The following is a 24,256-nucleotide window of genomic DNA, read 5'->3' as shown; positions in this document are numbered from 1 at the left end:
TCCCCGGTCCGGGGAGGCGGGCCACAGCCGTGTGTGTACGGCTCTCACACCACCTGGTGCAGCCAGCGGACGGGCGCGCCCTCCCCGGCGTGCCGGAAGGACTCCAGCTCGTCGTCCCAGGGCTTGCCGAGGAGCTTGGCGATCTCCGCCTCCAGATCGCTCTCGCCGCGCACGGAGCGGGCCAGTGCGGCCCGCAGCCGGTCCTCCGGCACCAGGATGTCCCCGTGCATGCCGGTGACGGCGTGGAAGATGCCCAGCTCGGGGGTGGAGCTGTAGCGCTCGCCCTCGGCGGTGGGACACGGCTCGGCGGTCACCTCGAAGCGCAGCAGATCCCAGCCCCGGAGCGCCGAGGCGAGCTGGGAGGCGGTGCCGGGCCGGCCCTTCCAGGAGAATTCGGACCGCCAGGTGCCGGGGGCGGCCGGCTGTCTGATCCAGTCGAGCTGGACCCGCACACCGAGGACACCCGCTACCGCCCATTCGACATGTGGGCACAGCGCGCGCGGTGCGGAGTGAACGTACAGGACTCCACGTGTCGTCACCGGGACCTCCAGTGTGGGACGAGGTACGCCTTCCCCAGCGGCCTCATGCCCGTACCGTCTCTTTTCGGCCAGTTACCGAGGTTGTCATCAGTAAACAGCATCGGGAGTTAATCTCCTGAAAAGGGACAGTATGTGACGTGAGGTAATTGCCGGAGCCCCCCACGCGTACGCGGGTGGACTGGGCGTCACTGGTTCGACGGGGAAAAGCTACCGTGCGCCGGGGCCGGACGTGTGACGTACCGTCGGTCCGGGGCCCATGAATCACCAAGCTTTCACCCGGCAGGGCGCGCACGCCCGTGACCTGGGGCTGCGGGCTTTGCCGGGGGGCTTGACCAGAGGCATAAACCAATGGATGACCGGAGAGGACCAGGGATGCCGGAGCGTGCGATACGCCCTCGTTCGCGTACCTCGGCCGCCATGTTGACGGCCGTGTCGTTGCTCGGCGCCGTCGCACTGGCCGGCTGCACCAGTGGCCCGGATCAGACCGCGAAAAACACACCGGCCGCGTCACGCGCGGGCGCACCGTCCCCCTCCCCCACCCCTGACTGGAATCGCCGTCCGGCGTCCGTCGCGGCCGTGGGCGACTCCATCACACGGGGTTTCGACGCCTGTTCGGTGCTGGCGGACTGCCCCGAGGTGTCCTGGGCGACGGGCACGGACGACGGGGTGCGCAGTCTCGCGGTGCGGCTGCTCGGCGCGTCGAAGGCCGCCGCGAGCAGCTGGAACCACGCGGTGTCGGGGGCCCGGATCGCCCAGTTGCCCGAGCAGATGGCCCTGGCTGCGAAGGAGAAGCCCGAGCTGGTGACCGTGATGATCGGCGCCAACGACGCCTGCCGGGACTCGGTCGCGGTCATGACCCCGGTGGCGGACTTCCGGGCGTCGTTCGAGGCGTCGATGCGTCAACTGCGCGCCACGGCGCCGAAGGCACAGGTGTATGTGTCGAGCGTGCCGGATCTCAAGCGGCTGTGGTCCACCGGGCGGACCAACGAGCTGGGCAAACAGATCTGGAAGCTCGGGATCTGCAAGTCGATGCTGGGCGACGCGGACAGCATGGACGCGGCGGCGGTGGCCCGGCGGGACGCGGTGCAGGACCGGGTGGTCGCGTACAACGACGTGCTGCGCGACGTCTGCGCGAAGGACCGGCGCTGCCGGTACGACGGCGGGGCGGTCTTCGACTACCGGTTCACCGGTGAGCAGCTCAGCCAGTGGGACTGGTTCCACCCGGGACGGGACGGACAGGCCAGGCTGGCAGAAATCGCCTACCGCAACGTTACGGCCGGCGAGCCTCCGGCGTAGGGTCCGGGATCATGACGACGGGCAGGCCCACGGCCATACGGACGGAAGACTTCGGCGCGCTCGCGGACGGCACCGATGTCCGGCGCTGGACCCTGGAGCGGGACGGGACGCGGGTGCGCGTGCTGACCTACGGCGCGATCGTGCAGTCGGTCGAGGTGCCGGGCCGGGACGGCACCCGGACCGGGGTGGCGCTCGGGCTGCCGGACGTCGCCTCGTACGAGAAGTTCCCGGGGCCGTATCTCGGGGCGCTCGTCGGGCGGTACGCGAACCGGATCGCGGGCGCCGGGTTCGTCCTGGACGGCACGGCGCACCGGGTGACGCGCAACGAGGGCCGCAATCATGTGCACGGCGGCACGCGCGGCTTCGACAAGCGCGTGTGGCGGGCCCGGGAGGTCCCGGACGGGGTGGAGCTCTCCTTGGTCGCCGAGGACGGCGAGGAGGGCTTTCCCGGGCGGCTCGCGCTCTCGGTGACGTACGGCCTCGACGAGGGCGGGGCACTGCGGATCGGGTACCGGGCGAGCACAGACGCCCCGACGGTGCTGAACCTCACGAACCACACCTACTGGAATCTGGCGGGCGCCGACAGCGGCAGCGCGCTCGGACAGCAGCTGCGGATCGCGGCCGGGCGCATCACCCCGGTGGACGGCGAGGCGGTCCCGACGGGCGAGCTCGCGCCGGTGGCGGGGACCCGGTTCGACTTCCGCCGGACGCGGGTGGTGGGCGCGGGGTACGACCACAACTTCGTCCTGGACCGGGCCGCGGCGGAGACCCTCGCCGGGGATGCCCCCACGGGGGAGGCCTTCGCGGCGGAGCTGTACGACGCGTGGTCGGGTCGGGTGCTGACCGTCCGCACGACGGAGCCGGGGCTCCAGCTGTACACCGCCGACCACTTCGACGGTCAGCCCTTCGGGCCGTGCGCCGGGATCGCGCTGGAGACCCAGCACTTCCCGGACTCCCCGAACCGTCCGGAGTTCCCGAGCACGGTGCTCCGGCCGGGCGAGGAGTTCGTGTCGAGCACCGTCTACGGGTTCTCGGTGCGCTGACCCGTGCGCGGGGCGCCGGACCGTGCGCGGGGGCGTACGGGCACCGGTGCGCGGCGTCGTGCGCGCGGCACGCGTCCACGGGGTCCTGGTGAGACGCCCCCGGCATGCGCCTCGGCACATGGGTTGACCAGGGCTCATGCCATAGCAAGAAAGATCGACAAGGATCCCCTGCGGGTGATTTACCGCGGGTAGGGCGCGTTTTCGTGCGCGGGCGCAGTGCGGGGACGCCAGGGTGATCCGTATGCGTAACTCCTTTGCCGATTCCCCCACTTCCGGCTCCTCCTCCCCCAACTCCTCCCCGGAGAAGCCCTCTCGGCGCCGGGTGGTCGCCGGAGCCGCCGCCGGGGCCGCGGCCCTCGCCGCGACCGCCACGAGCGCCGTACCCGCCGCCGCGGCCCCGGCCGGGGCCACCGGGTCGGCCCCCGGGACCCCGGCCGCGCCGGCGGCGCCCCGCGCCGACTGGGCCGACTGTCTCACCGTGGCCCGCGCGATCCTGGTGCGGGACGAGAACGACAAGCCGCTGGTCCCCCGCTACCGCGACGTCCTGTTGGGCAAGGGCCTGCCCCGGTCCCGCAACGGCGCCAAGAAGGTGCTGATCATCGGCGCCGGACCGGCCGGGCTGACCGCGGCCCATCTGCTGCGCGAGGCCGGGCACACGGTCACCGTCATCGAGGCGAACGGCAACCGGGTCGGCGGCCGGATCAAGACCTTCCGCGCGGGCGGGCACGAGAACGCGAAGGCGCCCTTCGCCGACCCGAAGCAGTACGCCGAGGCCGGGGCGATGCGCATCCCGGACAGCCACCCGCTGGTCACCGGTCTGATCGACAGCTTCGACCTGAAGCGCCGCCGCTTCCACCTGGTCGACGTGGACGGCGACGGCCGGGCCGCCAACCGCACCTGGATCCACGTCAACGGCCTCCGGGTCCGCCGCGCCGACTACGCGAAGAAGCCGCAGGCGGTCAACCGCTCCTTCGGGGTCCCCGCGAAATTCGAGGACAGGACCGCCTCCCGGATCGTGCGGGAGGCCTTCGCGCCCGTCCGCGAGAAGATCGACGGCAAGGAGGGCGCGAACCTGGTCAAGGCCTGGGCGGAGGTGATCCACGAGTACGGGCACTGGTCGATGTTCCGCTTCCTGACCGAGGCGGCCAAGCTCGACGAGCGCACCATCGACCTCATCGGCACCGTCGAGAACATGACCTCGCGGCTCCATCTCGCCTTTGTGCACAGCTTCATCGGGGCCTCGCTGATCAGCCCGGACACGGCGTTCTTCGAACTGCCCGACGGCACGTCCAAGCTGGTCGACGCGATGTACGGGCGGGTGAAGGACCTGGTGCGGCTGGACCGCCGGGCCACCCGGATCAGCCACGGACCGGACGGGGTCAGCGTCGAGACGGTCTCCGAGGGGCGCGACGGGCCGGTGGTGCGGGAGACGTTCACCGGCGACCGGGCGATCATCACCGTGCCGTTCTCCGGCCTGCGCCACATCCCGGTGCGGCCGCTCATGTCGTACGGCAAGCGGCGGGCCGTCACCGAGATCCACTACGACGCGGCGACCAAGGTGCTGCTCGAATTCAGCATGCGCTGGTGGGAGTTCGAGGAGAAGGACTGGAAGAAGCAGCTGGAGCGGGTCCGCCCGGGACTGTACGACGCCTACCGGCTCGGCCGCGCGCCCGCCGACGGCTCGCTGCTCGGCGCCCACCCCGTCGTACCGCCCGGCCATGTCCCGGACGGCCAGCGCGTGCACTACGCCGCATGCCGGGCCACCGCCCGCAACCAGCCCGAGGCGGCCCATGTCATCGGCGGCGGCTCGGTGACCGACAACCCCAACCGCTTCATGTTCCAGCCCTCCTACCCCGTCGACCGCAGCCCCGGCGGCGTCGTCCTCGCCTCCTACAGCTGGGCCGACGACGCCCTGAAGTGGGACTCGCTGAATGACGACGAGCGCTACCCGCGCGCCCTGGCCGGGATGCAGGAGGTGTACGGGCAGCGCATCGAGGTCTTCTACACGGGCGTCGGCCGCACCCAGTCGTGGATGCGTGACCCGTACGCGTACGGCGAGGCGTCCGTACTCCTGCCCGGCCAGCACACCGAGCTGTTCCCCGATGTCCGCACGGCCGAGGGGCCGTTGCACTTCGCGGGCTGCCACACCTCGGTCAAGCCCGCCTGGATCGAGGGGGCGCTGGAGTCGGCCGTGCGCGCCGCGCTGGAGGTCAACAGCGCCTGACCGGTGCCCCGACCCTGGGAGGAGACCGCCGTCAGCGGGCGAGACCCAGGGTCACACCGAGCCCCACGAGCACCGTGCCGATGCCCCGGTTGAGCGCCTTCTGGCGGCGGAGCATCGCCGTACGCAGCTGCGAGTGGGAGAAGAACACCGCCACCAGGCCGAACCAGCCGAAGTGCGCGAGCGACATGAACAGCCCGTAGCCCGCCTGCTGCCAGTACGCCGTGCCGGGGCCGACCACCTGGGTGAAGGTCGACACGACGAACAGCGTCGTCTTGGGGTTCAGGGCGTTGGTGAGGAAGCCGGTGCGCAGCGCCCCGGAGCGGGACAGCTCCGGCTTCGACTCCAGGTCGACCTCCAGATCGCCCCGGGCGAGGAACGTGCGGACCCCGATGTAGACGAGATACGCCGCACCGGCCAGCTTGATCGCGGTGAACAGGGCCGTCGACGAGGCGATCAGCAGCCCGACGCCGAGCATCGTGTACGTGACGTGGACCAGGACGCCCGCGGCGACACCGGCCGCCGCGAACAGTCCGGTGGTGCGGCCGTACAGATAGCTGTTGCGGACCACCATCGCGAAATCCGCACCCGGACTGATGACGGCGAGAACGGTGATGACGGCGACGGCGAGCAGTTCGGTCATGGCCGCGGCCCCCGCTCAGCTGCCGTGGGCGGTGCGGGGGTGGGGGTGGGGCGCCGGAGGCGTCACCGTCGCCGGGGCGGCGTTCGTGCGGGCGGTGTCGTCCCCGTCCGTTCCCCCGGGCGCGACGAGGTCGCGGGCCATCAGGGTGGCTCCGGCGACGGCGCCCGGCATCAGGAACACGGCGACGAACGGGACCAGGAACGCGAGCGTGAGCGGGACGCCGAAGCCGAGCGCCATCATCCGGCGTCCGCGCAGCAGGACGAGCCGGTCCTTGAGGACCATGCCGCGGCGCTGGAGGGCCACGGCGGTGAGTTCCTCGGAGAGGAAGTATCCGGAGACACAGAAGCCGAGGGCGGGGACGACGGTCTGTCCGAGGACCGGGATGAAGCCGAGGGCGAAGAGGATGATTCCGTACAGGGCGACGCGCAGCAGGATGCGGAGGGAGTCGCGGGCGGAGATCCAGAGTTCGCGCCAGAGCGGCAGACCGGACTCGGGGACCTCGCCGCCCTCGCTGCGGTCGACCTCCTCGGAGAGCGACTCGTAGAAGGGCTGGCCCACCAGCAGTGTCACGGCGGTGAACGTGATGACCGCGAGGAACAGGCCGAAGACGAAGACCAGCACCACCAGGGTGTTGCGCAGCAGGCCCAGCCAGGGCGAGGACCAGTCGTCGGCGAACGGGGTGGCCCAGGCGACGAAGTCGTCGGCGCCGTAGCCGAGTCCGACCAGCGCGCCCGCGTAGATGACGAGGGTGACCAGTCCGGGCAGCAGCCCGAATCCGAACCATCGTCCGTGCCGGACAGCCCAGCGCTGCCCCTTCATCAAGTAGCCGAAACCCGCCCCGAGATCACTCATGGGCGTCAGGTTACTTGCGCACGGCAAGAACGAGGGCCGCACCCCCGTCGCGGGAGTGCGGCCCTCGGCCGGGCGTGCCGGTCAGGCGACCGACAGTTCGACCTTGATGTTGCCGCGGGTCGCGTTCGAGTACGGGCAGACCTGGTGGGCCTTCTCGACGAGCGACCGGGCTGTGGCCGTGTCGACGTTCGGGATGGAGGCGGTGATCGCGACCTCCAGGCCGAAGCCGCCGTCCTCGTTCTTGCCGATGCCGACCGAGGCGGTCACGGTCGAGCCGGAGATGTCGGCCTTCTCCTGGCGGGCGACGACGCCGAGGGCGCCCTGGAAGCAGGCGCTGTATCCGGCGGCGAAGAGCTGCTCCGGGTTGGTGCCGGCGCCGCTGCCGCCCATGGCCTTCGGCGGGTTGACGACGACATCGAGGTTACCGTCGTCGGAGAAGACGCGGCCGTCACGGCCGTTCTCCGCGGTGGCGACGGCGGTGTAGGCAACGGCTATGTGCTGAATGGTCATGCTGAGGATTCCTCCTGCTGATGCGCCGCGACTCGCGCCCACGATCGCGACGGCCTGGGGTGAGACTAACGGGTGTGCTCAAAAGGGGTCGCCGAACGGGCCGGGAACCGGTCGGCGAGCCGGGAGCCGGTCAGACGAGGGAAACGATCATCTTGCCGGTGTTCTCGCCGCGCAGCAGGCCGAGGAAGGCGTCGAAGCCCTTCTCGATGCCCTCGACGGCGGTCTCGTCGTACTTGAGCTCGCCCGAGGCCAGCCAGCCGGCGACCTCCTCGACGAACCGGGGCTGGAGCTCGGCGTGATCGCTGACGAGCATGCCCTGGAGCCGCAGCCGCTTGCCGATGATCAGCGCCATGTTGCGCGGGCCGGGGACCGGCTCGGTCTCGTTGTACTGGGCGATCATTCCGCAGATGGTGGCGCGGCCGTGCACGTTGAGCGTGGTGATCGCGGCCTCCAGGTGCTCGCCGCCGACGTTGTCGAAGTAGACGTCGATCCCGTCGGGGGCGGCGGCCCTGAGCTGGTCGAGGACCGGGCCGTTCTTGTAGTTGAACGCGGCGTCGAAGCCGTACTCCTCGACGAGGACCCGGACCTTCTCGTCGGAGCCCGCCGAACCGATGACGCGCGAGGCACCCTTGAGCCTGGCCATCTGGCCGACCTGGCTGCCCACCGCGCCCGCGGCGCCGGAGACGAAGACCGCGTCGCCCTCCTTGAAGGAGGCGACGTCGAGGAGACCCGCGTACGCGGTGAGGCCGGTCATGCCGAGCACACCGAGGTAGGCGGAGAGCGGGGCCAGCTCGGGGTCGACCTTCACGGCGTGCTTGGCGGGCACCTCGGCGTACTCGCGCCAGCCGAGACCGTGCAGGACGTGATCGCCGACGGCGAAGCCCTCGGCGTTCGAGGCGATGACCTCGCCGACCGCGCCGCCGTCCATGGGGTGGTCGAGCTTGAAGGGCGGGGTGTACGACTTCACGTCGTTCATCCGGCCCCGCATGTACGGGTCGACCGAGAAGTGCTTGTTGCGGACGAGGACGCGGCCCTCGGCCGGAGCGGTGACCGGGGCCTCACGCAGCGCGAAGTCCTCGGCCGCGGGCCAGCCGTGCGGGCGGGCGACAAGGTGCCATTCACGGCTGGACGTGGGAAGAGCTGCAGACATGGGCTCGGGGTCTCCTCGATGTCGTACGGAAATGCCTCACCGGCGGGAAGCCCCCGCCCGGAAAAAAGCTTCAGGACATGAAACAACCATGCTCCTGGATATTTCATGTTGTCAAGTAAATGGGTACCCTGGGTGCCATGGCCACCCGTACAGACCCCCTGACCCTTGAGGTCGTCGAGCTCATCGGCACCGTCGTGGCGCGCTACTACGAGGAGTACGACCGGGCCGCGGCCACGCACTCGCTCACCGGAGCGCAGGCGCGGGTGCTCGGGCTGCTCTCCCTGGAGCCGATGCCCATGCGGAAGATCGCCCAGAAGCTGAAGTGCGAGCCGTCGAACGTGACGGGCATCGTGGACCGGCTGGAGGCCCGGGAGCTGGTGGAGCGCCGGCCGGACCCCGCCGACCGGCGCGTGAAGCTGGCCGCCCCCACGGAGAAGGGGGCCCGCACGGCCCGCGAGCTGCGCGACGGGCTGCACTTCGCCCGGGAGCCGCTGGCCGGGCTCTCGGACGCGGAGCGCAGGGTGCTGCGGGATCTCCTGCGCCGGATGCTGGGCGAGGACGTGAGCGGGGCATGAGCGTGGCCGGGGCGGGAGCGGGAACGGGAACGGGATGAGCGTGGACGGGGACCTGTAGGGCCGTCCGGCCGGCCCGGCGCCCATCTGTCGCCCCGTCAGTCACGTTCCCTCTTACGGCCCATCCCAGCGCGCGTCTGACCCCTGGGGGCACCACGATGCGAAGAGAACCGGCTGCCGCCGGTGCCCCACATCAGCGCTCCCGGGAGAACCTGCCGTGACCGTCAGTCTTGACCAGTTGCGCCGTTGCCATGTCGCCGTCGATCTCGGGGCCGCCAGGACCCGTGTGTACGTCAAAGGGCTCGGGCTCGTCGTCGACGAGCCCAGTGTCGCCGCCGTGAACACCCGTACCGGATCGCTCATCGCCGTCGGCGCGCTCGCCGAGCAGATGACCGGCCGCACCCCCGGGTACATCCGGGTGGCCCGCCCCGTCTCCGGCGGCACCGTCGTCGACATCGAGATGGCCCAGCGCATGCTGCGCCATCTGCTCGGCGAGAAGCTCCGCCGCCAGCTGCGCCGCAAGCCCCGGCTGCGCGCCGCCGCCTGCACCCCGCACGACAGCGATCCGCTCGCCCAGCGCGCCGCGGTGGAGACCCTGGTCGGGCTCGGCGCCCGGCGGGTGGAGCTGGTCGACACCCTGATCGCGGCGGCCGTCGGCTGCGGACTGCCGGTCGAGCAGCCGACCGCCACCATGATCATGGTGTGCGGGGCCGCGACCACCCAGATCGCGGTCCTCTCGCTCGGCTCGATCGTGACCGCCGTCCGCATCCCGATCGGCGGCGACGCCATCGATCACGCGGTGATCCAGCATCTGCGCCAGCACCATGAGCTGATGCTGCCCAGCCAGTCCGTGCGCCCGCTGCAACTGGCCCTCAGCGGCAACGGCCTCACCCCCCACGGGCCCGCCGTGACCGAGATCCACGGCCGTGACGTGGCCACCGGTCTGGCCCGCTCCGTGCAGGTCGACACCGCGGCCGTCCGGCAGGCCATCCACACCCCGCTCACCGCGGTGCTCGACGGCCTCGGCAAGGTGCTCCGGGACTGCCCGCCGGACCTGGTGGCCGACCTCGCGGACCGGGGGATCATGATGGTGGGCGGCAGCGCGCTGCTGCCCGGACTGGACCAGATGCTGCGCGACGCGACCGGCATGCCGGTGCACATCGCCGAACGGCCGGACGTCTGCTCCGTGCTCGGCCTGGGCGCCATGCTGGACGGCAAGATCCGTCCGATGGTCCTCAACCCGCTGGCGGGCTGAGAACACTGCGGGGGCGAGGCGCATGAGCGAAGAACACGGAAGGACCCGAGCGGCTGGAGCGGCCGAGCCTTCCGGGGCCGCCGGACCTGGCGGGCCGGCCGGACCGGGCGCCGGGGGAACGGCGACGCGGCGCTCCGCGAAGCCCCGGCTGCCGATGCTGCTGGAGGCGGTCCTCAGCGTCGGCAGCGATCTCGAACTGCGGGCCACGCTCCAGCAGATCGTGGACACCGCCACCGTGCTGACCGAGGCGCGCTACGGCGCACTCGGCGTCCTGGACCCCGAAGAGGGCACGATCACCGAGCTGTTCACCTCCGGGATGACCGACGAGGAGCGGGGGCACATCGGCCGGTTCCCCGACGGCCGCACGGGCATCCTCGGCGTGCTCATCGAGGATCCGCAGCCGCTGCGCTCCGACGACCTGACCACCGACCCGCGGGCGGTGGGCATGCCGCCGGGACACCCCCCGATGCGCTCCTTCCTCGGTGCTCCGATCCGGGTGCACGCGGAGGTCTTCGGCAACCTCTATCTCGCCGAGAAGCGCTCCGGGCACTTCACCGACACGGACACGGCGCTGCTGCGGGTCCTCGCCTCCCAGGCCGGGATCGCGATCGGCAACGCCCGGCTCTACGAGACGGCGCGGCAGCGGGAGCGCTGGATCGAGGGGGCCGCGGCCGTCACCACGGCGTTGCTGACCGGAACGAACGCGGCCGACTCCCTGATGATCGTCGCCGAACGGGCCCGGGTGCTCGCCGGAGCGTCCGCCGGAGTGATCCTCCAGCCGACCGACGAGGGCGGGATGGAGATCGTGACCGCCTCCACGCTGGACGACCCGGCGGGCATCATCGGCACGACCATCGCCCCCGGCTCCCCCGTCCTGGTGCAGCTGCTGGGCGGCGAACCGGTCTTCATCAGCGACTCGGCGACGGACCCCCGGATGACCACCGACGTACGGTCCCGGTTCGGGCCCAGCATGATGCTGCCGCTGCAGAGCGGTGGCCGGCTGATCGGCACGCTGGCGCTGCCCCGGCGGCGCGGCGAGAGCCCGTACACGGCCGTGGACCGGCTGCTGGCCTCGCAGTTCGCCTCACAGGCGGCGCTGGCCCTGGTCATGGCGGACGCCCAGCACGACCGGGAGCAGCTCGCGGTGTACGAGGACCGCGACCGGATCGCCCGGGACCTGCACGATCTGGTCGTCCAGCGGCTCTTCGCGACCGAGATGATGCTGGAGTCGACCCGCCGCCGGGCCGCTTCGGAGGAGACCGGCGAGTTGCTGGGCCAGGCCGTCGACGAGCTGGACTCCACCATCCAGGAGGTCCGGACGGCCATCTTCGCCCTTCAGCAGCCGCCCGCCGAGGCCCCGGCGACCTTCCGGGGGCGGGTGCTGCGGGAGACCGGCGGCGCGGCGGCGGTGCTCGGCTTCCAGCCCTCGGTGCACTTCACCGGCCCGGTGGACGCGCTGGTCGGCGAGCCCGCCGACCGGGAGCTGCTGGCCGCCCTGCGGGGTGCGCTGGCCTCCGCGCACCGCCGGAGCGGGGTGTCGGCCATCGAGGTGGAGGTGGACGCGACGGCCAGGCTGCCCGACGGGCGCGGCGCGGTGCGGCTGGTGGTCGCCGACGACGGGCGCGGCGAGGACGGCGGCCGGTCGACGACGGTCACCTGGCAGGCGCCGCTCTGAGTGCGGTCGCCCGGCGTGCGCCGTCCGGGTCCGCTCACCCGGAGGGCGCCGACCTGAGCGCGATCCTGGTGTTGGAGTGGGCGACGCCGGCGTCCTTCTTGAGCCGCCGCAGCAGTGTGTCCAGGGCCCCGGGATCGGCGGCGGTCGCCCGTACCAGGTAGTCGTGCCCGCCCGTCACATGCACCACCTCGGTGATGCCGGGCAGCATCAGTACGGCGCGTTCGAACTCCTCGTTCGTCGTGTCGAGGCGCAGGCTCACGTCGATGAAGACGACCAGGCCCGAACGCGTGTCGGCGGCGGGGTCGACGATGACGGTGAAGCCGCGGATGACCCCGTCACGGCGCATGCGCCGCACCCGGTCGCCCGCGGCGTTGGCGCTGAGCCCGACGCGTACGCCCAGATCGCGGTACGAGATCCGCGCGTCCTCCTGGAGGATGCCGAGGATTTCCCTGTCCAGCCGGTCCATAGCGCGATTGTCGCAGTCGGCACCGGATCGCGGCGGGGCCCGCGGGGCGTACGGGGCTGTCGATGCCGGTGGGGGCGTTGGGGGGCACGGATCAGGAGCCCCCGCGGCCATGGGGCCATTGGGGTGCCCGGTGGGGCGCGTGCCCCGCATGGAGCACCCCAGCGGGCCCGGGGCGCCGTCCCGCCCTTGACTTGACCTGTGGATACCGCCGTCAAGCAGTCCCCCGAACCGGCCGCCCGGCAGTCCGCTGCCGCGTACCGCAACCTCGTCATGGCCACGATCGGGTTCGCGCTGACCTTCTGGGCGTGGAACCTGATCGCGCCCATGTCCGGCGACTACAAGGAACGGCTCGGGCTCAGCTCGTTCCAGCAGTCGTTCCTGGTCGCCGTGCCGGTGATCGTCGGTTCGCTCGGCCGTATCCCGGTGGGCGCGCTCACCGACAAGTACGGCGCCAAACTGATGTTCCCCGTCGTCTCGGCGCTCACGATCGTGCCCGTCGTGCTGCTGATCCCGGCGAAGGACTCCTACGGCGCGATGCTCGCGGTCGGCTTCCTGCTGGGACTGGGCGGCACCACGTTCGCGATCGGCATTCCACTGGTCAACTCGTGGTTCCCGCCGGCCGAACGGGGCCTCGCGCTGGGCATCTTCGGCATGGGCATGGGCGGGGTGGCACTGTCGGGCTACTTCACCCCGCGCATCGCCAAGCACGGCGACAACCTGCCGTTCCTCGTGGTCGCGGGGGCGCTGGTCGTGTACGCGATTCTCGCCGCGGTCCTCGTCAGCGACCGGCCCGACCGGCAGATCCCCGGCGACTCGCTGGTCCACCGCCTCGGTCAGGCCGGCCGGCTGCGGGTCACCTGGGAGCTGTCCGCGCTGTACGCGATCGGCTTCGGCGGAATCGTGGCCTTCGGGGTGTACCTGCCGACGTATCTGAAGACCTGGTACGACATGTCGCCGACCGAGGCGGGCACCAAGGCGGCCGGGTTCGCCCTCGTCACGGTCATCTTCCGGCCGATCGGCGGCTGGCTCTCGGACCGGATCCACCCGGCGCTGGTCACCTCGGTGGCATTGCTGGTCGCCGCCCTGATGGCGATCGTCCAGGCCTTCGACCCGGAGCTGAACCCGGTCGGCACGATCGCGCTGCTCGTCATGGCGGCCGGGCTCGGCACCGCGAGCGGCAGTATCTTCGCCCTGGTCTCGCAGGTGACACCGCAGCCGAAGGTGGGCAGCGTCACCGGCATCGTCGGCGCGATGGGCGGCCTCGGCGGCTTCGTTCCCCCGCTGGTGATGGGGGCGATCTACACCGCCAAGAATTCGTACTCGATCGGGTTCATGCTGCTGTCGGATCTGGCGCTGGCGGGCTGTGTGTACGCGTACGGCCGGATGCGGAACATCCAGCGCGAGGGCTGAGACCGCGCTCCGCGGGGCGTCGAGCGGCGGCGTCCCCCCACCGGGACGCCGCCGCTCCCCCACCGGACGGCCGGCGGACGGCGACCGGGGTCAGCGACCGGCGGACGGCGGGGCGGACGTCGGCGGGGTGGCGGGAGCCGGCGCCCGCCGCTGGGTGAACTGCTCCACCCAGTGGGCCGTCCGGTCGAGGTAGGCCGTCTCGGCGGCGGCTCCGGTCCTCCCGTACGCGCCGTCGTAGGTCTGATAGCCGTGTCCGGCGGGCGGAGTTCCCGATGCCGGTTCGATCGGGCTTCCCTCGTGCCACTCGTTGAAGGAGGTGACGGAGACCCAGTCGGGTGATCCGCCGATGGCCGGGTCGAGCGCGTTGCTCCACTCCAGGTCGTAGGAGGCGCCGTTCTCCCGGCCCAGGGTGGGCGTGGTGTTGCCGGGGACGGCCCGGTCGTCGATGTAGCCGGGGGCCACCGAGGGCGACCAGACCAGCCCGTTGGCCCTGGCGTAGTCCCCCGCCTGCTTCCAGCCGGGGGCGGTGGCCCCCGCGATGCCGTCGTAGGTGTAGAGCCCGCCGAAGTGGGCGACCTTGGTGGTGTCGGTGGTCTGGGCGAGGACGATGGCGCTGTCGCGGACGGTGTCCAGGGCCGACCAGTCCTGGATCCTCAGACTCTCGAAGACGTAGAACGCCGGGCGGTTCCCATGAGCGGCGTCCCGGTAGTGGGCGGGATGGTTCCCGTACTTCCCGTTCAGATGGGCGATGTCGTCGACGACGGAGGCCGCCGTCCTGCCGCTGTACGGCTCGATGTGCCAGGCGACCTCGATCCCGTGCCGGGCGGCGGCGTCCATGACCCGGCCGGCGAGCGAGTCCTCGTAACTCCCCTGTCCCCACCAGCTGTAGACGATGACGCCGGCGCCGGACCGCTCGATCCACCGCATGTGCTGTTCGACGGCTCCGGAGATGTCACCGGAGTCGTACGGACCGAGCTTCGGGTAGAGATCGGCGCCGATGGCGTCCGGCGGGGTGTTCCCGCCCTGCTGCCAGTGGCGCCAGCCGCCGGACGTGCCGGGGTTGCCGTACCAGGGGTAGTAGAAGAGGTGCACGTCGGAGGAGCTCGCCGCCTTCGGCGGGGTGCCGGGACCGCAGTCGGCCGCCACCGCCCCGGCCGCGTACTGGATCCCGCCGAGCAGGAGCCGGCGGAAGGAGGGGTCGCCGTACGACTCGGCGGTGTGGCCGAGGCCGGTGTAGAAGGACCTGCCCCGCTGCTGCGGGTGGCACCAGGTGATGGGGTGGTCGCCGCCCATCTCGCCCCCGGTGTAACTGCTTTCGTCGAGGCTCTGCAGCACCCGGACGTTCCGGCGCGGATTGGTGCGGTAGTCGTACCACTCGTCGGTCCGGGTCCAGTTGTCGTCGAGGTGCGAGGTCGCCGGGTGGGTGTGGTCCTCCGTGACGACCTTCGCCCGCTGGATCGCCGGGTGGCTCTTGAAGCGGGCGCCCACGAGGCCCTCGTACTCCGGCCAGTCGTACTCCGTGTCGGCGGCGGCGTGGACGCCGGCGAAGCCGCCGCCATTGCCGACGTAGGCCGACAGCGCGTCCTGCTGTGCGGTGTCCAGGACGTCACCGGTGGTGTTGAGGAAGACCACCGCCTCGTACCCGGCGAGGTTCTGCGGGGTGAAGGCTCCCGCGTCCTCGGTGGCCGTGACGGTGAAGCCGTTTCCGGCCCCGAGTTCCTGGATCGCGGTGATACCGGCCGGAATCGAGTCGTGCCGGAATCCGGCGGTCCTGGAGAAGACCAGTACGTCGTAGGGGTCGGCGGACGAGGTGACGGCACCCGCCGGGGCGGGGGCCAGAAGGGCGGCACCCAGGAGCAGTGCGGCGGCACGCGCGATGTGGCGGGTGTGCCGGGTCGGTCGGCTTCTCATCGGCCGGTCACCCTTTCGTCCCGAAGGTGAAGGCGTCGACGTCGAACAGGTTTCCCCGGCCGGTGACGCCCTTGAACACGAGAAAGAGTTCCGTCGGTCCGGCGGGCGCGTCGTGCACGTCCGCCGTGACGTCCGTGTACGTCTCCCAGCTGCCGGTGGGTGCGACGTCGAGGGTGGCCAGCAGGGTGCCGGTGGCCGAGCCCGCGCGCAGTTCGAGCGTGCCGCCGGGTCCCGCCGAGGCGACCCTGGCCGAGACGCGGCCCGCGTTGCCCAGGGCGTACGGCTCGAAGGAGACCCAGTCGCCGTTGTCGGTGAAGCCGACGGTGGCGCCGCCCTCGGCGGGTCCGTGACGGGCGACCTCGATGCCGGACCGGGCCGCGAAGTGCTCGGCCTGCCGGTGGCGGGGCTGGAGGACGCTGTCGCTGTGGGTGGTCAGTCCGCCCGCGTCGGTGTACTCGGCGTCGAAGACCCCGTAGATGTTGGCGGCGCTGTCGTGCTCACCGTCGACGGGCACATCGATGGTGCCGGAGCAGCCGTTCTTCGAGGTGATCTGGTGGCGGTGGCTGTCGTGGCCGAGCAGATAGGTGACCTCGACCTTCGTACAGTCGACGGTGCCGTCCTCCGGATCGGTGACGGTGACGGTGAAGGGCACGGAGTCGCCGAAGGAGAAGAGGGCGCCGTCCGCGGGGGTCTTCAGGGTGACGGTGGGGGCGGTGTTGCCCGCCGTCACGACGAGACTGGCCGTCGCGGTGAGCCCTTCCGGATCGGTGACGGTCAGGGTCGGGCGGTACGTTCCGGCGGTGGTGTACGTGTGGCGCGGGCCGGCCTCGGCCGAGGTGGCCCCGTCGCCGAAGTCCCAGGCGTAGCGCAGTGCTCCGCCCTCGGGATCCTCGCTCCCGGCCGACGAGAAGGCGACGGCGAGCGGGGTGGGTCCGGAGGTGCGGTCCGCGGCTGCCCTGGCGATCGGTGAGCGGTTGCTGCCGGCCAGGTACTCGACGCGGTACAGCGCCTGGTTGCCGGATCCGGTGCCGTAGTCCAGGACGTACAGCGCACCGTCCGGGCCGAAGACGGAGTCGATGACCTGGGTCCCGGTCCAGGGGAAGGTCTCGATCACTCCGGGTGAACCGTCGGGCCCGACCTCGATCGGCTTGATCCACTTACGGCCGTACTCGGCGGCGAAGAAGCGGCCGTCGAGCGACCGGGGGAATTTCACGGACGAGCCGAGGTCCGCGTCATAGCGGTAGACGGGACCCGCCATCGGCGATTCGGAGCCTCCGCCGAACTCCGGCGGGGAGCCCGCGTCACCCCCGTACCTGATCCAGGCGGGCTGCGCGGCGGGAAGCCTCGGCAGGCCGGTGTTGCGGAAGGAGTTGTTGGCCGGGCCGGCCGCGCAGTCGTACCTGGCGCCGGAGGGGCCGGCGGGGAAGGTGTACTCGGCGTACGTCTCCGAGGCGGTGTTGGTCCCCGTGCAGTAGGGCCAGCCGAAGTTGCCGGGGCCGGTGACGCGGTCGAACTCCACCTGGCCGCTGGGGCCCCGGGCGGCGTCGGTGGTGCCGGCGTCGGGTCCGTAGTCCCCGATGTACACGGTGCCCGTCGGCCTGTCGACGGACATCCGGAACGGGTTGCGGAATCCCATGGCGTAGATCTCCGGCCGGGTCCGCCCGGTGCCGGGGGCGAAGAGGTTGCCGGCCGGCACGGTGTAGCCGCCGTCGGCGGTGGGTTTGATCCGCAGGAGCTTCCCCCGCAGGTCGTTGGTGTTCCCGGAGGAGCGCTGGGCGTCGAACTGCGGGTTCCGGTCGGCGCGTTCGTCGATCGGGGCGTAGCCGGCGGACTCGAACGGGTTGGTGTCGTCGCCGGTGGTCAGATAGAGGTTCCCGGCCGCGTCGAAGTCGATGTCACCGCCGACGTGGCAGCACTGGCCGCGGTCGTTGGGGACTTCGAGGAGGACCTTCTCGCTCGCGGTGTCCAGCGTGCCGTCGGTCTTCAGCACGAACCGGGAGAGGTTGAGATGGCCCTTCCACGGTGCGAAGTCGGCGGCGGTCCCGGTGACGGGGGCGTCGCCGGCCGGTGTGCTGAGCTTGGGCGAGTAGTAGAGGTAGAGATAGCGGTTGGCCGCGAAGTCCGGGTCGGCCGCGACTCCTTGCAGCCCCTCCTCGTCGTGCGTGTAGACATCGAGCCGGCCCGCGGTCCTGGTGGCCCCGGCCGCGTCCGTCAGCCGGACCGTGCCGTCCCGGGCGGTGTGCACGACGGACCTGTCCGGGAGTACGGCCAGGGACATGGCCTCGCCCAGTTCGGCGGGCCCCAGGGCCAGTTGGACCTGCTGGTAGTCGGCGGCGGGAATGTCCGCCGGGGCATGGACGGCGGTGGGGGCGGCAGTGGGGGCGGCGGGTACGGCAGCCGCGGTGCCGGCGGCGAGGCCGGCGGTGGCCACGAGGGTGAGGGCGGTGACCGCTCTCACCCAGGGCCAGGGGGACAAGGACATGATCGCTTTCCTTCCTGACGGTACGTGGGGTTGTCAGGCAAGGCGCTGTCGCGCTTTGCGACGTGCGGGTGCGACCGGGCGACCGGGGGCGACGGCCAGGATTTTTCGTCCTGGCCGCAACAAGACGCTCGACCGGAGTGAACTTTTTGCATGCTGGCAACGCGTAATTAATATGTCAATGCTGTATCCAAATCTCCGCCGGATGCCCCGTGCAGCCATCTGCCCGGCGGTCCGCCCGGTGGGGGCCGCCCGGGGGCGCCCGGAGTCCCCCGGCGGTTCGCGAGTCTTTCGGGGACGGACCGAGGGCCGGAGGCCCTTCACCGGCTTAGGCTTCGCAGGGTGATCCCACTTCTGCCAGCGCTTCAGGACCCCACCGGCCCCGCGGCCTCCCGGGAAGCGGTCCGGTTCGGCGAACGCTCCCTGACCTACGCACAGTTGGCCGCCACCTCCCGCTCCCTGGCCACCCGGCTCGCGGGCGCGGGACGGGTCGCCGTCTGGGCCACACCGACGCCGGAGACGGTGGTCGCGGTGGTGGCCGCGCTCCTGGCCGGGGTACCGGCCGTACCGCTCAACCCGAAGACGGGCGAACGGGAACTGGCGCACATCGTCGCCGACAGCGCGCCCTCGGCGGTGCTGGCCGGTCCCGCGGAGGAACTGCCGCCCGCACTGGCGGATCAAGAGCGGCTGGACGTGGTCACGGACAGGGAAGCGGCCGGTCCCGCGCTCCCCGGGCCCGGGACCCCCGGGCCCGGACCCGCGCTCCCCGAGCCCGATCCCGAGTCCCCGGCGCTCATCGTCTACACCTCCGGCACCACCGGCCCGCCCAAGGGCGCGATCCTGCCCCGGCGGGCGATCGCCGCCTCGCTGGACGCGCTGGAGGACGCCTGGCGATGGACCGGCGACGACATCCTCGTACACGCCCTGCCGCTGTTCCATGTGCACGGCCTGATCCTGGGCGTCCTCGGCCCGCTGCGCCGGGGCGGTTCGGTGCGCCACCTGGGCCGGTTCTCCACCGAGGGTGTGGCCCGGGAACTGTCCGACGGGGGCACGATGCTGTTCGGCGTGCCGACGATGTACCACCGGCTGGCGGAAGCCCTCGACGACCGGCCCTCGTCCGACGGCCTCGCCGCGGCACTCGCCGGCGCCCGGCTGCTGGTCTCCGGCTCGGCAGCGCTGCCGGTCCACGACCACGAGCGGATCGCGGCCGCGACCGGCCGCCGGGTGATCGAGCGGTACGGCATGACGGAGACCCTGATGAACACGGGCGTCCGGGCGGACGGTGAACCGCGCCCCGGCACGGTCGGCCCGCCCCTGTCCGGCGTGGAACTCCGCCTGGTCGAGGAGGACGGCAGCGTGCTGGAGGACCCCGCGGCCATCGGCGAGATCCAGGTCCGCGGCCCGAACCTCTTCAGCGGCTACCTCAACCGCCCCGACGCCACGGCCGCCGCGCACACCCCGGACGGCTGGTTCCGTACGGGCGACGTGGCCACCCGGGACGCGGACGGCTATGTCCGGATCGTCGGCCGCATGGGCACCGACCTGATCAAGAGCGGCGGCTACAAGATCGGCGCGGGCGAGATCGAGAACGCCCTGCTGGAGCACCCGGGTGTCCGCGAGGCAGCCGTCACCGGCGAACCCGACCCGGACCTCGGTGAGCGGATCGTCGCCTGGGTGGTGCCGTCCGACCCCGGATCGCCCCCGGCGGAACGGGAGCTGGCGGACCATGTGGCCGCCCAGCTGGCCCCGCACAAGCGCCCGCGCACCGTGCGCTACCTGGACGCCCTGCCCCGCAACGACCTGGGAAAGATCATGAAGAGGTCCCTCCATGCCTAGGGACTCCCGTTCGGACCGGGCGAATGACCCCGGCCGCATGACCGCCCGCGGGGCGATCGCCGCCCTCACCGCCGACTTCGACGAGCACCGGCCCGCCGGACGCCCCGCCCCGGCCGACGGCCCGATCGGCTGGTCCGGGTACGGGCAGGCACGGGCCCGCGCCGCCGCACGGACCGGCGAGGCGGAGTCCGTCGTGTACGGCACCGGGTCGGTCGGCGCGACGCCCTGTGTGTTGATCTCCTTCGAGTTCGGCTTCCTGGGAGGTTCGCTGGGGCAGTCCACCGGCGACCGGCTGGAGGCCGCGTACGCGCTGGCGCTGGAGCGGCGCGTTCCGCTCGTCTCGCTCGTCGCCACGGGCGGCAGCCGGATGCAGGAGGGCATGATCGCGCTGACCCAGCTCCAGCGGGTGGCCCGCGCCTCGGCCCGGCTGCGTGCCGCCGGACTGGCGCAGATCGCGGTGCTGCGCGATCCGACGACCGGCGGCGGCTGGGCCACGGTGGGGGCGGGCGCCGATGTGGTGCTGGCCCTGCCGGGCGCGCAGGTCGGGTTCGCCGGGTCCCGGGTGCGGCCCGCCGACGCGGACCCGTACGCGTACAGCGCCGAGGGCCAGCTGGCGGCGGGTCAGATCGACGCGGTCGTCGCGCCGGGCGAACTGGCCGGGACCGTGGGGCGCTGGCTGCTCGCACTCGGCCGCCAGGAGGACCCGCCGGCCGCTCCGGTGCCGCGCGCCCTCTCGGCAACCGGCCTCCCGGAGACCGGACGGGCCGCGGTGGAACAGGCCCGCGCACCGGACCGGCCGCACGCCCAGGCGTATCTGGACGACTACTTCGACCAGTTGCTGCCGCTGAGCGGTGACCGGTGCGGCGGCACGGACGCGGGGCTGCTGTGCGGATTCGGCCTGCGCGAGGACGGGCCGGTGGCGTACGTCGCCCAGTGCGGCACCGCGACCCGTCCGGCCGGGTACCGCACGGCGGCCCGGGTGATCCGGCTCGCGGACCGGCTCGGCGTACCCGTACTCACCCTGATCGACACCCCTGGAGCCGCGAACGACGCGGAGGCGGAACGGGCGGGCGCGGGCGCGGCCATCGCCGACACCTTCGCGGCGATCGCGGCGGCCCGGGTACCGGTGACCACCCTGGTCATCGGCGAGGGCGGCTCGGGCGGCGCACTGGCCCTCGCGGCGCCGGACAACACCCATGTCACCGCGGACAGTTACTTCTCCGTCATCGCCCCGGAGTCGGCGGCGGCGATCCTGAAACGCCCGACGACCGAGACCGGCGCCACGGCGGACCAGCTGAGGCTGCGCCCCCAGGACCTGGTGGAACTGGGTATTGCCCGCTCGATCGTGGGGGTGGGGCGGACGTGAAGACGGAGTAGGGGGACCGGGGGGCGACGGGGTGGGTGGATCGGGGGCGACGACGGGGGAACCCACTTCTTCTCCCTAAGCTCCCTCCGCTCCCCCACTTCCCCACTCCTCCCCACTTCCCCCGCTCCCTCCGCTCCTCCCACTCCCCCAACTCCCCTCCGCTTCCCGCCCCCCTCCATCCGTTACGGCTGTGGGTCCCGTGCGTCGTAGCGGGCGAAGCCGCGCCAGCGCAGAGCCAGGAGGGAGACCGCGACCACGCAGGCGATGCCGCCGCCGGTGATGGCCACGGCCGGTGAGGTCAGATCGGCGACCGAACCGGCCAGGAAGTCCCCCAGCCGCGGCCCGCCGGCCACGACGACGATGAAGACGCCCTGGAGGCGCCCGCGCATCTCGTCCGGCACGGCGGCCTGGAGCATGGTGTTGCGGAAGACCATGGAGATGGTGTCGGCGCACCCGGCGAGCGCGAGGAAGATGAGCCCGAGCCAGAGCTGTCGGGTCAGCCCGAAGACGGCGATGGCCGAACCCCAGCAGGCGACGGCGACCATGACCGCGAGCCCGTGCTGCCGGATCCGCCCGAGCCAGCCGGAGAACACACCGCCCAGCAGCGCCCCGAGCGCCGGTGCGGCGACCAGCAGCCCGGTGGTCTTCGCGTCACCGCCGTACCAGACGACGGCGACGACCGGGAAAAGCGCCCGCGGATGGGCGAGCACCATGGCGCACAGGTCGGTGAAGAAGGTCATCCGCAGGTTCGGCCGGGTCCCGAGGAACCGCAGCCCGTCGAGCACGGAGGCCCGCTTCCGCACTCCGGCCCTGCTCTCGTCCTCGGCGCGCTCCGGGAGCATCGAGGGGAGCCGCCACATCGCGTAGAGGGAGGCGGTGAAGGTGACGGCGTCGACGGTGTACGCGGCCCGGTAGCCCCACCAGCCGACGATCAGCCCGCCCAGCATGGGCCCGACGAGCGCCCCGGTCGTGCTGGTCATGGAGTTGAGCGCGTTGGCCGCGGGCAACTGCTCCGCCGGGAGCAGCCGGGCGATCATCGAGCTGCGGGCCGGTGAGTTGAGCGCGAAGCAGACGGCCTGGAGCGCGACGACGGCGTACAGCAGCCCCACCTGCTCCACCCCGGCGACCGCCACGGCCACCAGCACCAGGGACAGCAGGAACGACCCGGTGGCGCTGAACAGACCGAGCTTGCGCCGGTCGACGGTGTCGGCCACGGCCCCGCCGTACAGCCCGAACACCACCAGCGGCACGAGCGAACAGAACCCGATGAGCCCCACGGAGAACGCGGACCCGGTGATGTCGTAGACCTGGAGCGACACGGCCAGCGCCGTCATGCCCTGCCCGACCCAGGACACGGTGTTCCCGAACCACAGCCGCCGGTAGTCGGGCGAGGTACGCAGCGGGGTCAGGTCGGCGAGTATGCGTGTGCGGGATACAGGTGGTTCGGTCGTTTCGTTCACAAAGGATGGTAGCGACCCCCGCCCCCGCCGACGAGGGGGAGACGCCGACAAGGCCACCGTAGGCCCGGTCCGCCTCGCCCCCGCAGGCGCGGGGTCGACGGCTACGCCTCGGCCGGCGGTTCGTGGGCGTGCGGACCATCCCCGCAGGCGCGGGGTCGACGGGCCCAGTCTCGACCTGGCGGACACCGGGCTCGAGTCGACGCTCCGCGTCCGAACCAACCGTAGCGAGACCGCGGACCATCCCCGCAGGCGCGGGGTCGACCGGTCCCGGGCGGCTTCCTTCCGCTCCGTCTTCGGACCATCCCCGCAGGCGCGGGGTCGACCCGGACGTATGTGCATAAGGGGTGCCCAGACTTGGACCATCCCCGCAGGCGCGGGGTCGACCGTTGTACCGGTCGCCGTGCCGTACGGGCCGGGGGACCATCCCCGCAGGCGCGGGGTCGACCCCGCATTGCCACGGAAACAGAAAAGGCGTCGCGGACCATCCCCGCAGGCGCGGGGTCGACCCACTACCGCCGCCTGCCGCCTTGCGGCCGTCCGGACCATCCCCGCAGGCGCGGGGTCGACTGGTCGGGGCGGATGGCCAGGGAGCCGCCCGCCGGACCATCCCCGCAGGCGCGGGGTCGACCCGGCGGTGAGGGTGCGCGCGGCGCGTTCGGCCGGACCATCCCCGCAGGCGCGGGGTCGACGCGCAGTACGAGCCGAAGACCTGCGCGTTCTGGGGACCATCCCCGCAGGCGCGGGGTCGACACGGGTCGGACCGCGGTAACGGTCCGGCCCGACGGACCATCCCCGCAGGCGCGGGGTCGACTAGGGCAGGCGGCGCATAGTGGTGGATCTCCCCGGACCATCCCCGCAGGCGCGGGGTCGACGCGGCAGCCTTCTCGGCCTCCGCCTGCTGCTGCGGACCATCCCCGCAGGCGCGGGGTCGACGACAACCAGGACAACCAAATCCGCCCACCCCCCGGACCATCCCCGCAGGCGCGGGGTCGACTGCTCGGTCCGGACGCGCCGCCGGCGGACGAACGGACCATCCCCGCAGGCGCGGGGTCGACGGGCCGGAGCCATATGGTTCCGGCCCACGGGCCGGACCATCCCCGCAGGCGCGGGGTCGACCTGGGACGTCGGGCCTCGCTCTCACCAACGGCAGGACCATCCCCGCAGGCGCGGGGTCGACGAGCAGGGCGGATACAAGGCCGGGGGCTGGCCCGGACCATCCCCGCAGGCGCGGGGTCGACTCCGTGCCCTCCACGGTCGCGGTGACCGTGCCCGGACCATCCCCGCAGGCGCGGGGTCGACGCCAACAGACCCATTCATACACTGAATTACCGCCGGACCATCCCCGCAGGCGCGGGGTCGACATGCAGTCGCGCCGGCCCTTGCGCTCGCCGTACGGACCATCCCCGCAGGCGCGGGGTCGACCGCTGGACGGCGTTGTACGCGTCGGCCCGGTGCGGACCATCCCCGCAGGCGCGGGGTCGACCCGAAGGGAGCCCGCGGCCGGGCATCCGCCACCGGACCATCCCCGCAGGCGCGGGGTCGACCGGGTCGCGTCGCTGAGTTCCTGGCCAT

At 72.2% G+C, this 24,256-nt stretch carries 18 protein-coding genes and 1 CRISPR repeat array (1 of these 19 only partly in view); of the genes, 9 read left to right on the top strand and 9 right to left on the bottom strand.

Annotated elements, in window-relative coordinates; all coding sequences use genetic code 11:
- Positions 1–44 precede the first annotated feature (44 nt).
- Complete coding sequence (locus tag ABT170_RS00325; protein WP_329943410.1) at positions 45–539, bottom strand: DUF3145 domain-containing protein; 495 nt, start codon at positions 537–539, stop codon at positions 45–47.
- A gap of 372 nt (positions 540–911) precedes the next feature.
- On the opposite strand from ABT170_RS00325, the gene ABT170_RS00320 reads away from it, so the two are divergent.
- The 3 genes from ABT170_RS00320 to lgoX all read left to right on the top strand — a co-directional run bounded on the left by ABT170_RS00320 (position 912) and on the right by lgoX (position 5,102).
- Positions 912–1,835, top strand: a complete 924-nt coding sequence (locus ABT170_RS00320) for an SGNH/GDSL hydrolase family protein (RefSeq protein ID WP_351863172.1) — start codon at positions 912–914, stop codon at positions 1,833–1,835.
- Between the two features lie 11 nt (positions 1,836–1,846).
- A complete protein-coding gene (locus ABT170_RS00315; RefSeq protein WP_329943412.1) occupies positions 1,847–2,878 on the top strand; it encodes an aldose epimerase family protein in 1,032 nt (343 codons plus the stop codon).
- 241 nt (positions 2,879–3,119) lie between these two features.
- The gene (gene lgoX, locus ABT170_RS00310) at positions 3,120–5,102 is read left to right on the top strand and encodes an L-glutamate oxidase LgoX (RefSeq protein WP_329943413.1); all 1,983 of its coding nucleotides are present in this window, start codon (positions 3,120–3,122) and stop codon (positions 5,100–5,102) included.
- A 31-nt stretch (positions 5,103–5,133) separates the two neighbouring features.
- On the opposite strand, the gene ABT170_RS00305 is transcribed toward lgoX, so the two are convergent.
- From ABT170_RS00305 to ABT170_RS00290, 4 genes are all read right to left on the bottom strand, one after another.
- On the bottom strand, positions 5,134–5,742 hold the full coding sequence (locus ABT170_RS00305; RefSeq protein ID WP_329943414.1) for a LysE family translocator: 609 nt from the start codon (positions 5,740–5,742) through the stop codon (positions 5,134–5,136).
- Positions 5,743–5,757: 15 nt separating this feature from the next.
- Positions 5,758–6,594 (bottom strand): EI24 domain-containing protein, encoded by an 837-nt coding sequence (locus tag ABT170_RS00300; protein WP_351863169.1) that lies wholly within the window; start codon positions 6,592–6,594, stop codon positions 5,758–5,760.
- Between the two features lie 81 nt (positions 6,595–6,675).
- Positions 6,676–7,104, bottom strand: coding sequence for an organic hydroperoxide resistance protein (locus ABT170_RS00295; RefSeq protein WP_329943416.1), 429 nt, complete (start codon positions 7,102–7,104; stop codon positions 6,676–6,678).
- A gap of 130 nt (positions 7,105–7,234) precedes the next feature.
- Positions 7,235–8,254 (bottom strand): NADP-dependent oxidoreductase, encoded by a 1,020-nt coding sequence (locus ABT170_RS00290; protein ID WP_329943417.1) that lies wholly within the window; start codon positions 8,252–8,254, stop codon positions 7,235–7,237.
- Between the two features lie 137 nt (positions 8,255–8,391).
- Here ABT170_RS00290 and ABT170_RS00285 point away from each other — a divergent pair, with 137 nt between their 5' ends.
- The 3 genes from ABT170_RS00285 (at position 8,392) to ABT170_RS00275 (ending at position 11,756) form a co-directional block, all read left to right on the top strand.
- A complete protein-coding gene (locus tag ABT170_RS00285) occupies positions 8,392–8,829 on the top strand; it encodes a MarR family winged helix-turn-helix transcriptional regulator (protein WP_329943418.1) in 438 nt (145 codons plus the stop codon).
- A 214-nt stretch (positions 8,830–9,043) separates the two neighbouring features.
- Complete coding sequence (locus ABT170_RS00280; protein WP_329943419.1) at positions 9,044–10,081, top strand: rod shape-determining protein; 1,038 nt, start codon at positions 9,044–9,046, stop codon at positions 10,079–10,081.
- A gap of 22 nt (positions 10,082–10,103) precedes the next feature.
- Positions 10,104–11,756 (top strand): GAF domain-containing sensor histidine kinase, encoded by a 1,653-nt coding sequence (locus ABT170_RS00275; RefSeq protein ID WP_502970447.1) that lies wholly within the window; start codon positions 10,104–10,106, stop codon positions 11,754–11,756.
- A gap of 34 nt (positions 11,757–11,790) precedes the next feature.
- Here the strand turns inward: ABT170_RS00275 and ABT170_RS00270 are convergent, their stop codons facing one another.
- Complete coding sequence (locus ABT170_RS00270; RefSeq protein ID WP_329943420.1) at positions 11,791–12,222, bottom strand: Lrp/AsnC family transcriptional regulator; 432 nt, start codon at positions 12,220–12,222, stop codon at positions 11,791–11,793.
- Between the two features lie 198 nt (positions 12,223–12,420).
- Here ABT170_RS00270 and ABT170_RS00265 point away from each other — a divergent pair, with 198 nt between their 5' ends.
- Positions 12,421–13,632, top strand: coding sequence for a nitrate/nitrite transporter (locus ABT170_RS00265; RefSeq protein WP_329943421.1), 1,212 nt, complete (start codon positions 12,421–12,423; stop codon positions 13,630–13,632).
- A 90-nt stretch (positions 13,633–13,722) separates the two neighbouring features.
- Here the strand turns inward: ABT170_RS00265 and ABT170_RS00260 are convergent, their stop codons facing one another.
- Both ABT170_RS00260 and ABT170_RS00255 read right to left on the bottom strand, forming a co-directional pair.
- Entirely contained in the window at positions 13,723–15,543 is a 1,821-nt protein-coding gene (locus ABT170_RS00260; protein WP_351863165.1) for a ThuA domain-containing protein, read from the bottom strand.
- A gap of 7 nt (positions 15,544–15,550) precedes the next feature.
- Positions 15,551–18,025: a carbohydrate-binding protein gene (locus ABT170_RS00255; protein WP_351863163.1), complete on the bottom strand. Its 2,475-nt coding sequence runs from the start codon at positions 18,023–18,025 to the stop codon at positions 15,551–15,553.
- Positions 18,026–18,364: 339 nt separating this feature from the next.
- Between ABT170_RS00255 and ABT170_RS00250 the strand changes: the two genes are divergently transcribed.
- Together ABT170_RS00250 and ABT170_RS00245 are read left to right on the top strand one after the other, a co-directional pair.
- Positions 18,365–19,858, top strand: a complete 1,494-nt coding sequence (locus tag ABT170_RS00250; protein WP_351863161.1) for an acyl-CoA synthetase — start codon at positions 18,365–18,367, stop codon at positions 19,856–19,858.
- A 37-nt stretch (positions 19,859–19,895) separates the two neighbouring features.
- Positions 19,896–21,224 (top strand): carboxyl transferase domain-containing protein, encoded by a 1,329-nt coding sequence (locus tag ABT170_RS00245; RefSeq protein ID WP_351863159.1) that lies wholly within the window; start codon positions 19,896–19,898, stop codon positions 21,222–21,224.
- 182 nt (positions 21,225–21,406) lie between these two features.
- On the opposite strand, the gene ABT170_RS00240 is transcribed toward ABT170_RS00245, so the two are convergent.
- Positions 21,407–22,684, bottom strand: coding sequence for an MFS transporter (locus ABT170_RS00240; protein WP_351863157.1), 1,278 nt, complete (start codon positions 22,682–22,684; stop codon positions 21,407–21,409).
- A gap of 232 nt (positions 22,685–22,916) precedes the next feature.
- A CRISPR array of direct repeats spans positions 22,917–24,256; the repeat unit is 29 nt; unit sequence CGGACCATCCCCGCAGGCGCGGGGTCGAC (it continues 338 nt past the right edge of the window).

The sequence above is a fragment of the Streptomyces sp. NPDC001787 genome, from assembly GCF_040297465.1.
In the GTDB taxonomy this organism is placed as follows: Bacteria; Actinomycetota; Actinomycetes; order Streptomycetales; family Streptomycetaceae; genus Streptomyces.
The sequence above is the reverse complement of the archived record's forward strand: the minus strand, read 5'-3'. Positions and strand labels throughout refer to the sequence as shown.

Excerpts from the sequence above, each read along its gene's own strand:
- ABT170_RS00245 (WP_351863159.1), top strand. The coding sequence starts at position 19,896 with ATGACCGCCCGCGGGGCGATCGCCGCCCTCACCGCCGACTTCGACGAG.
- ABT170_RS00255 (WP_351863163.1), bottom strand. The coding sequence starts at position 18,025 with ATGTCCTTGTCCCCCTGGCCCTGGGTGAGAGCGGTCACCGCCCTCACC.
- ABT170_RS00295 (WP_329943416.1), bottom strand. The coding sequence starts at position 7,104 with ATGACCATTCAGCACATAGCCGTTGCCTACACCGCCGTCGCCACCGCG.
- ABT170_RS00315 (WP_329943412.1), top strand. The coding sequence starts at position 1,847 with ATGACGACGGGCAGGCCCACGGCCATACGGACGGAAGACTTCGGCGCG.
- ABT170_RS00305 (WP_329943414.1), bottom strand. The coding sequence starts at position 5,742 with ATGACCGAACTGCTCGCCGTCGCCGTCATCACCGTTCTCGCCGTCATC.
- ABT170_RS00300 (WP_351863169.1), bottom strand. The coding sequence starts at position 6,594 with ATGAGTGATCTCGGGGCGGGTTTCGGCTACTTGATGAAGGGGCAGCGC.
- ABT170_RS00270 (WP_329943420.1), bottom strand. The coding sequence starts at position 12,222 with ATGGACCGGCTGGACAGGGAAATCCTCGGCATCCTCCAGGAGGACGCG.
- ABT170_RS00275 (WP_502970447.1), top strand. The coding sequence starts at position 10,104 with ATGAGCGAAGAACACGGAAGGACCCGAGCGGCTGGAGCGGCCGAGCCT.
- ABT170_RS00290 (WP_329943417.1), bottom strand. The coding sequence starts at position 8,254 with ATGTCTGCAGCTCTTCCCACGTCCAGCCGTGAATGGCACCTTGTCGCC.
- ABT170_RS00320 (WP_351863172.1), top strand. The coding sequence starts at position 912 with ATGCCGGAGCGTGCGATACGCCCTCGTTCGCGTACCTCGGCCGCCATG.
- ABT170_RS00285 (WP_329943418.1), top strand. The coding sequence starts at position 8,392 with ATGGCCACCCGTACAGACCCCCTGACCCTTGAGGTCGTCGAGCTCATC.
- lgoX (WP_329943413.1), top strand. The coding sequence starts at position 3,120 with ATGCGTAACTCCTTTGCCGATTCCCCCACTTCCGGCTCCTCCTCCCCC.
- ABT170_RS00260 (WP_351863165.1), bottom strand. The coding sequence starts at position 15,543 with ATGAGAAGCCGACCGACCCGGCACACCCGCCACATCGCGCGTGCCGCC.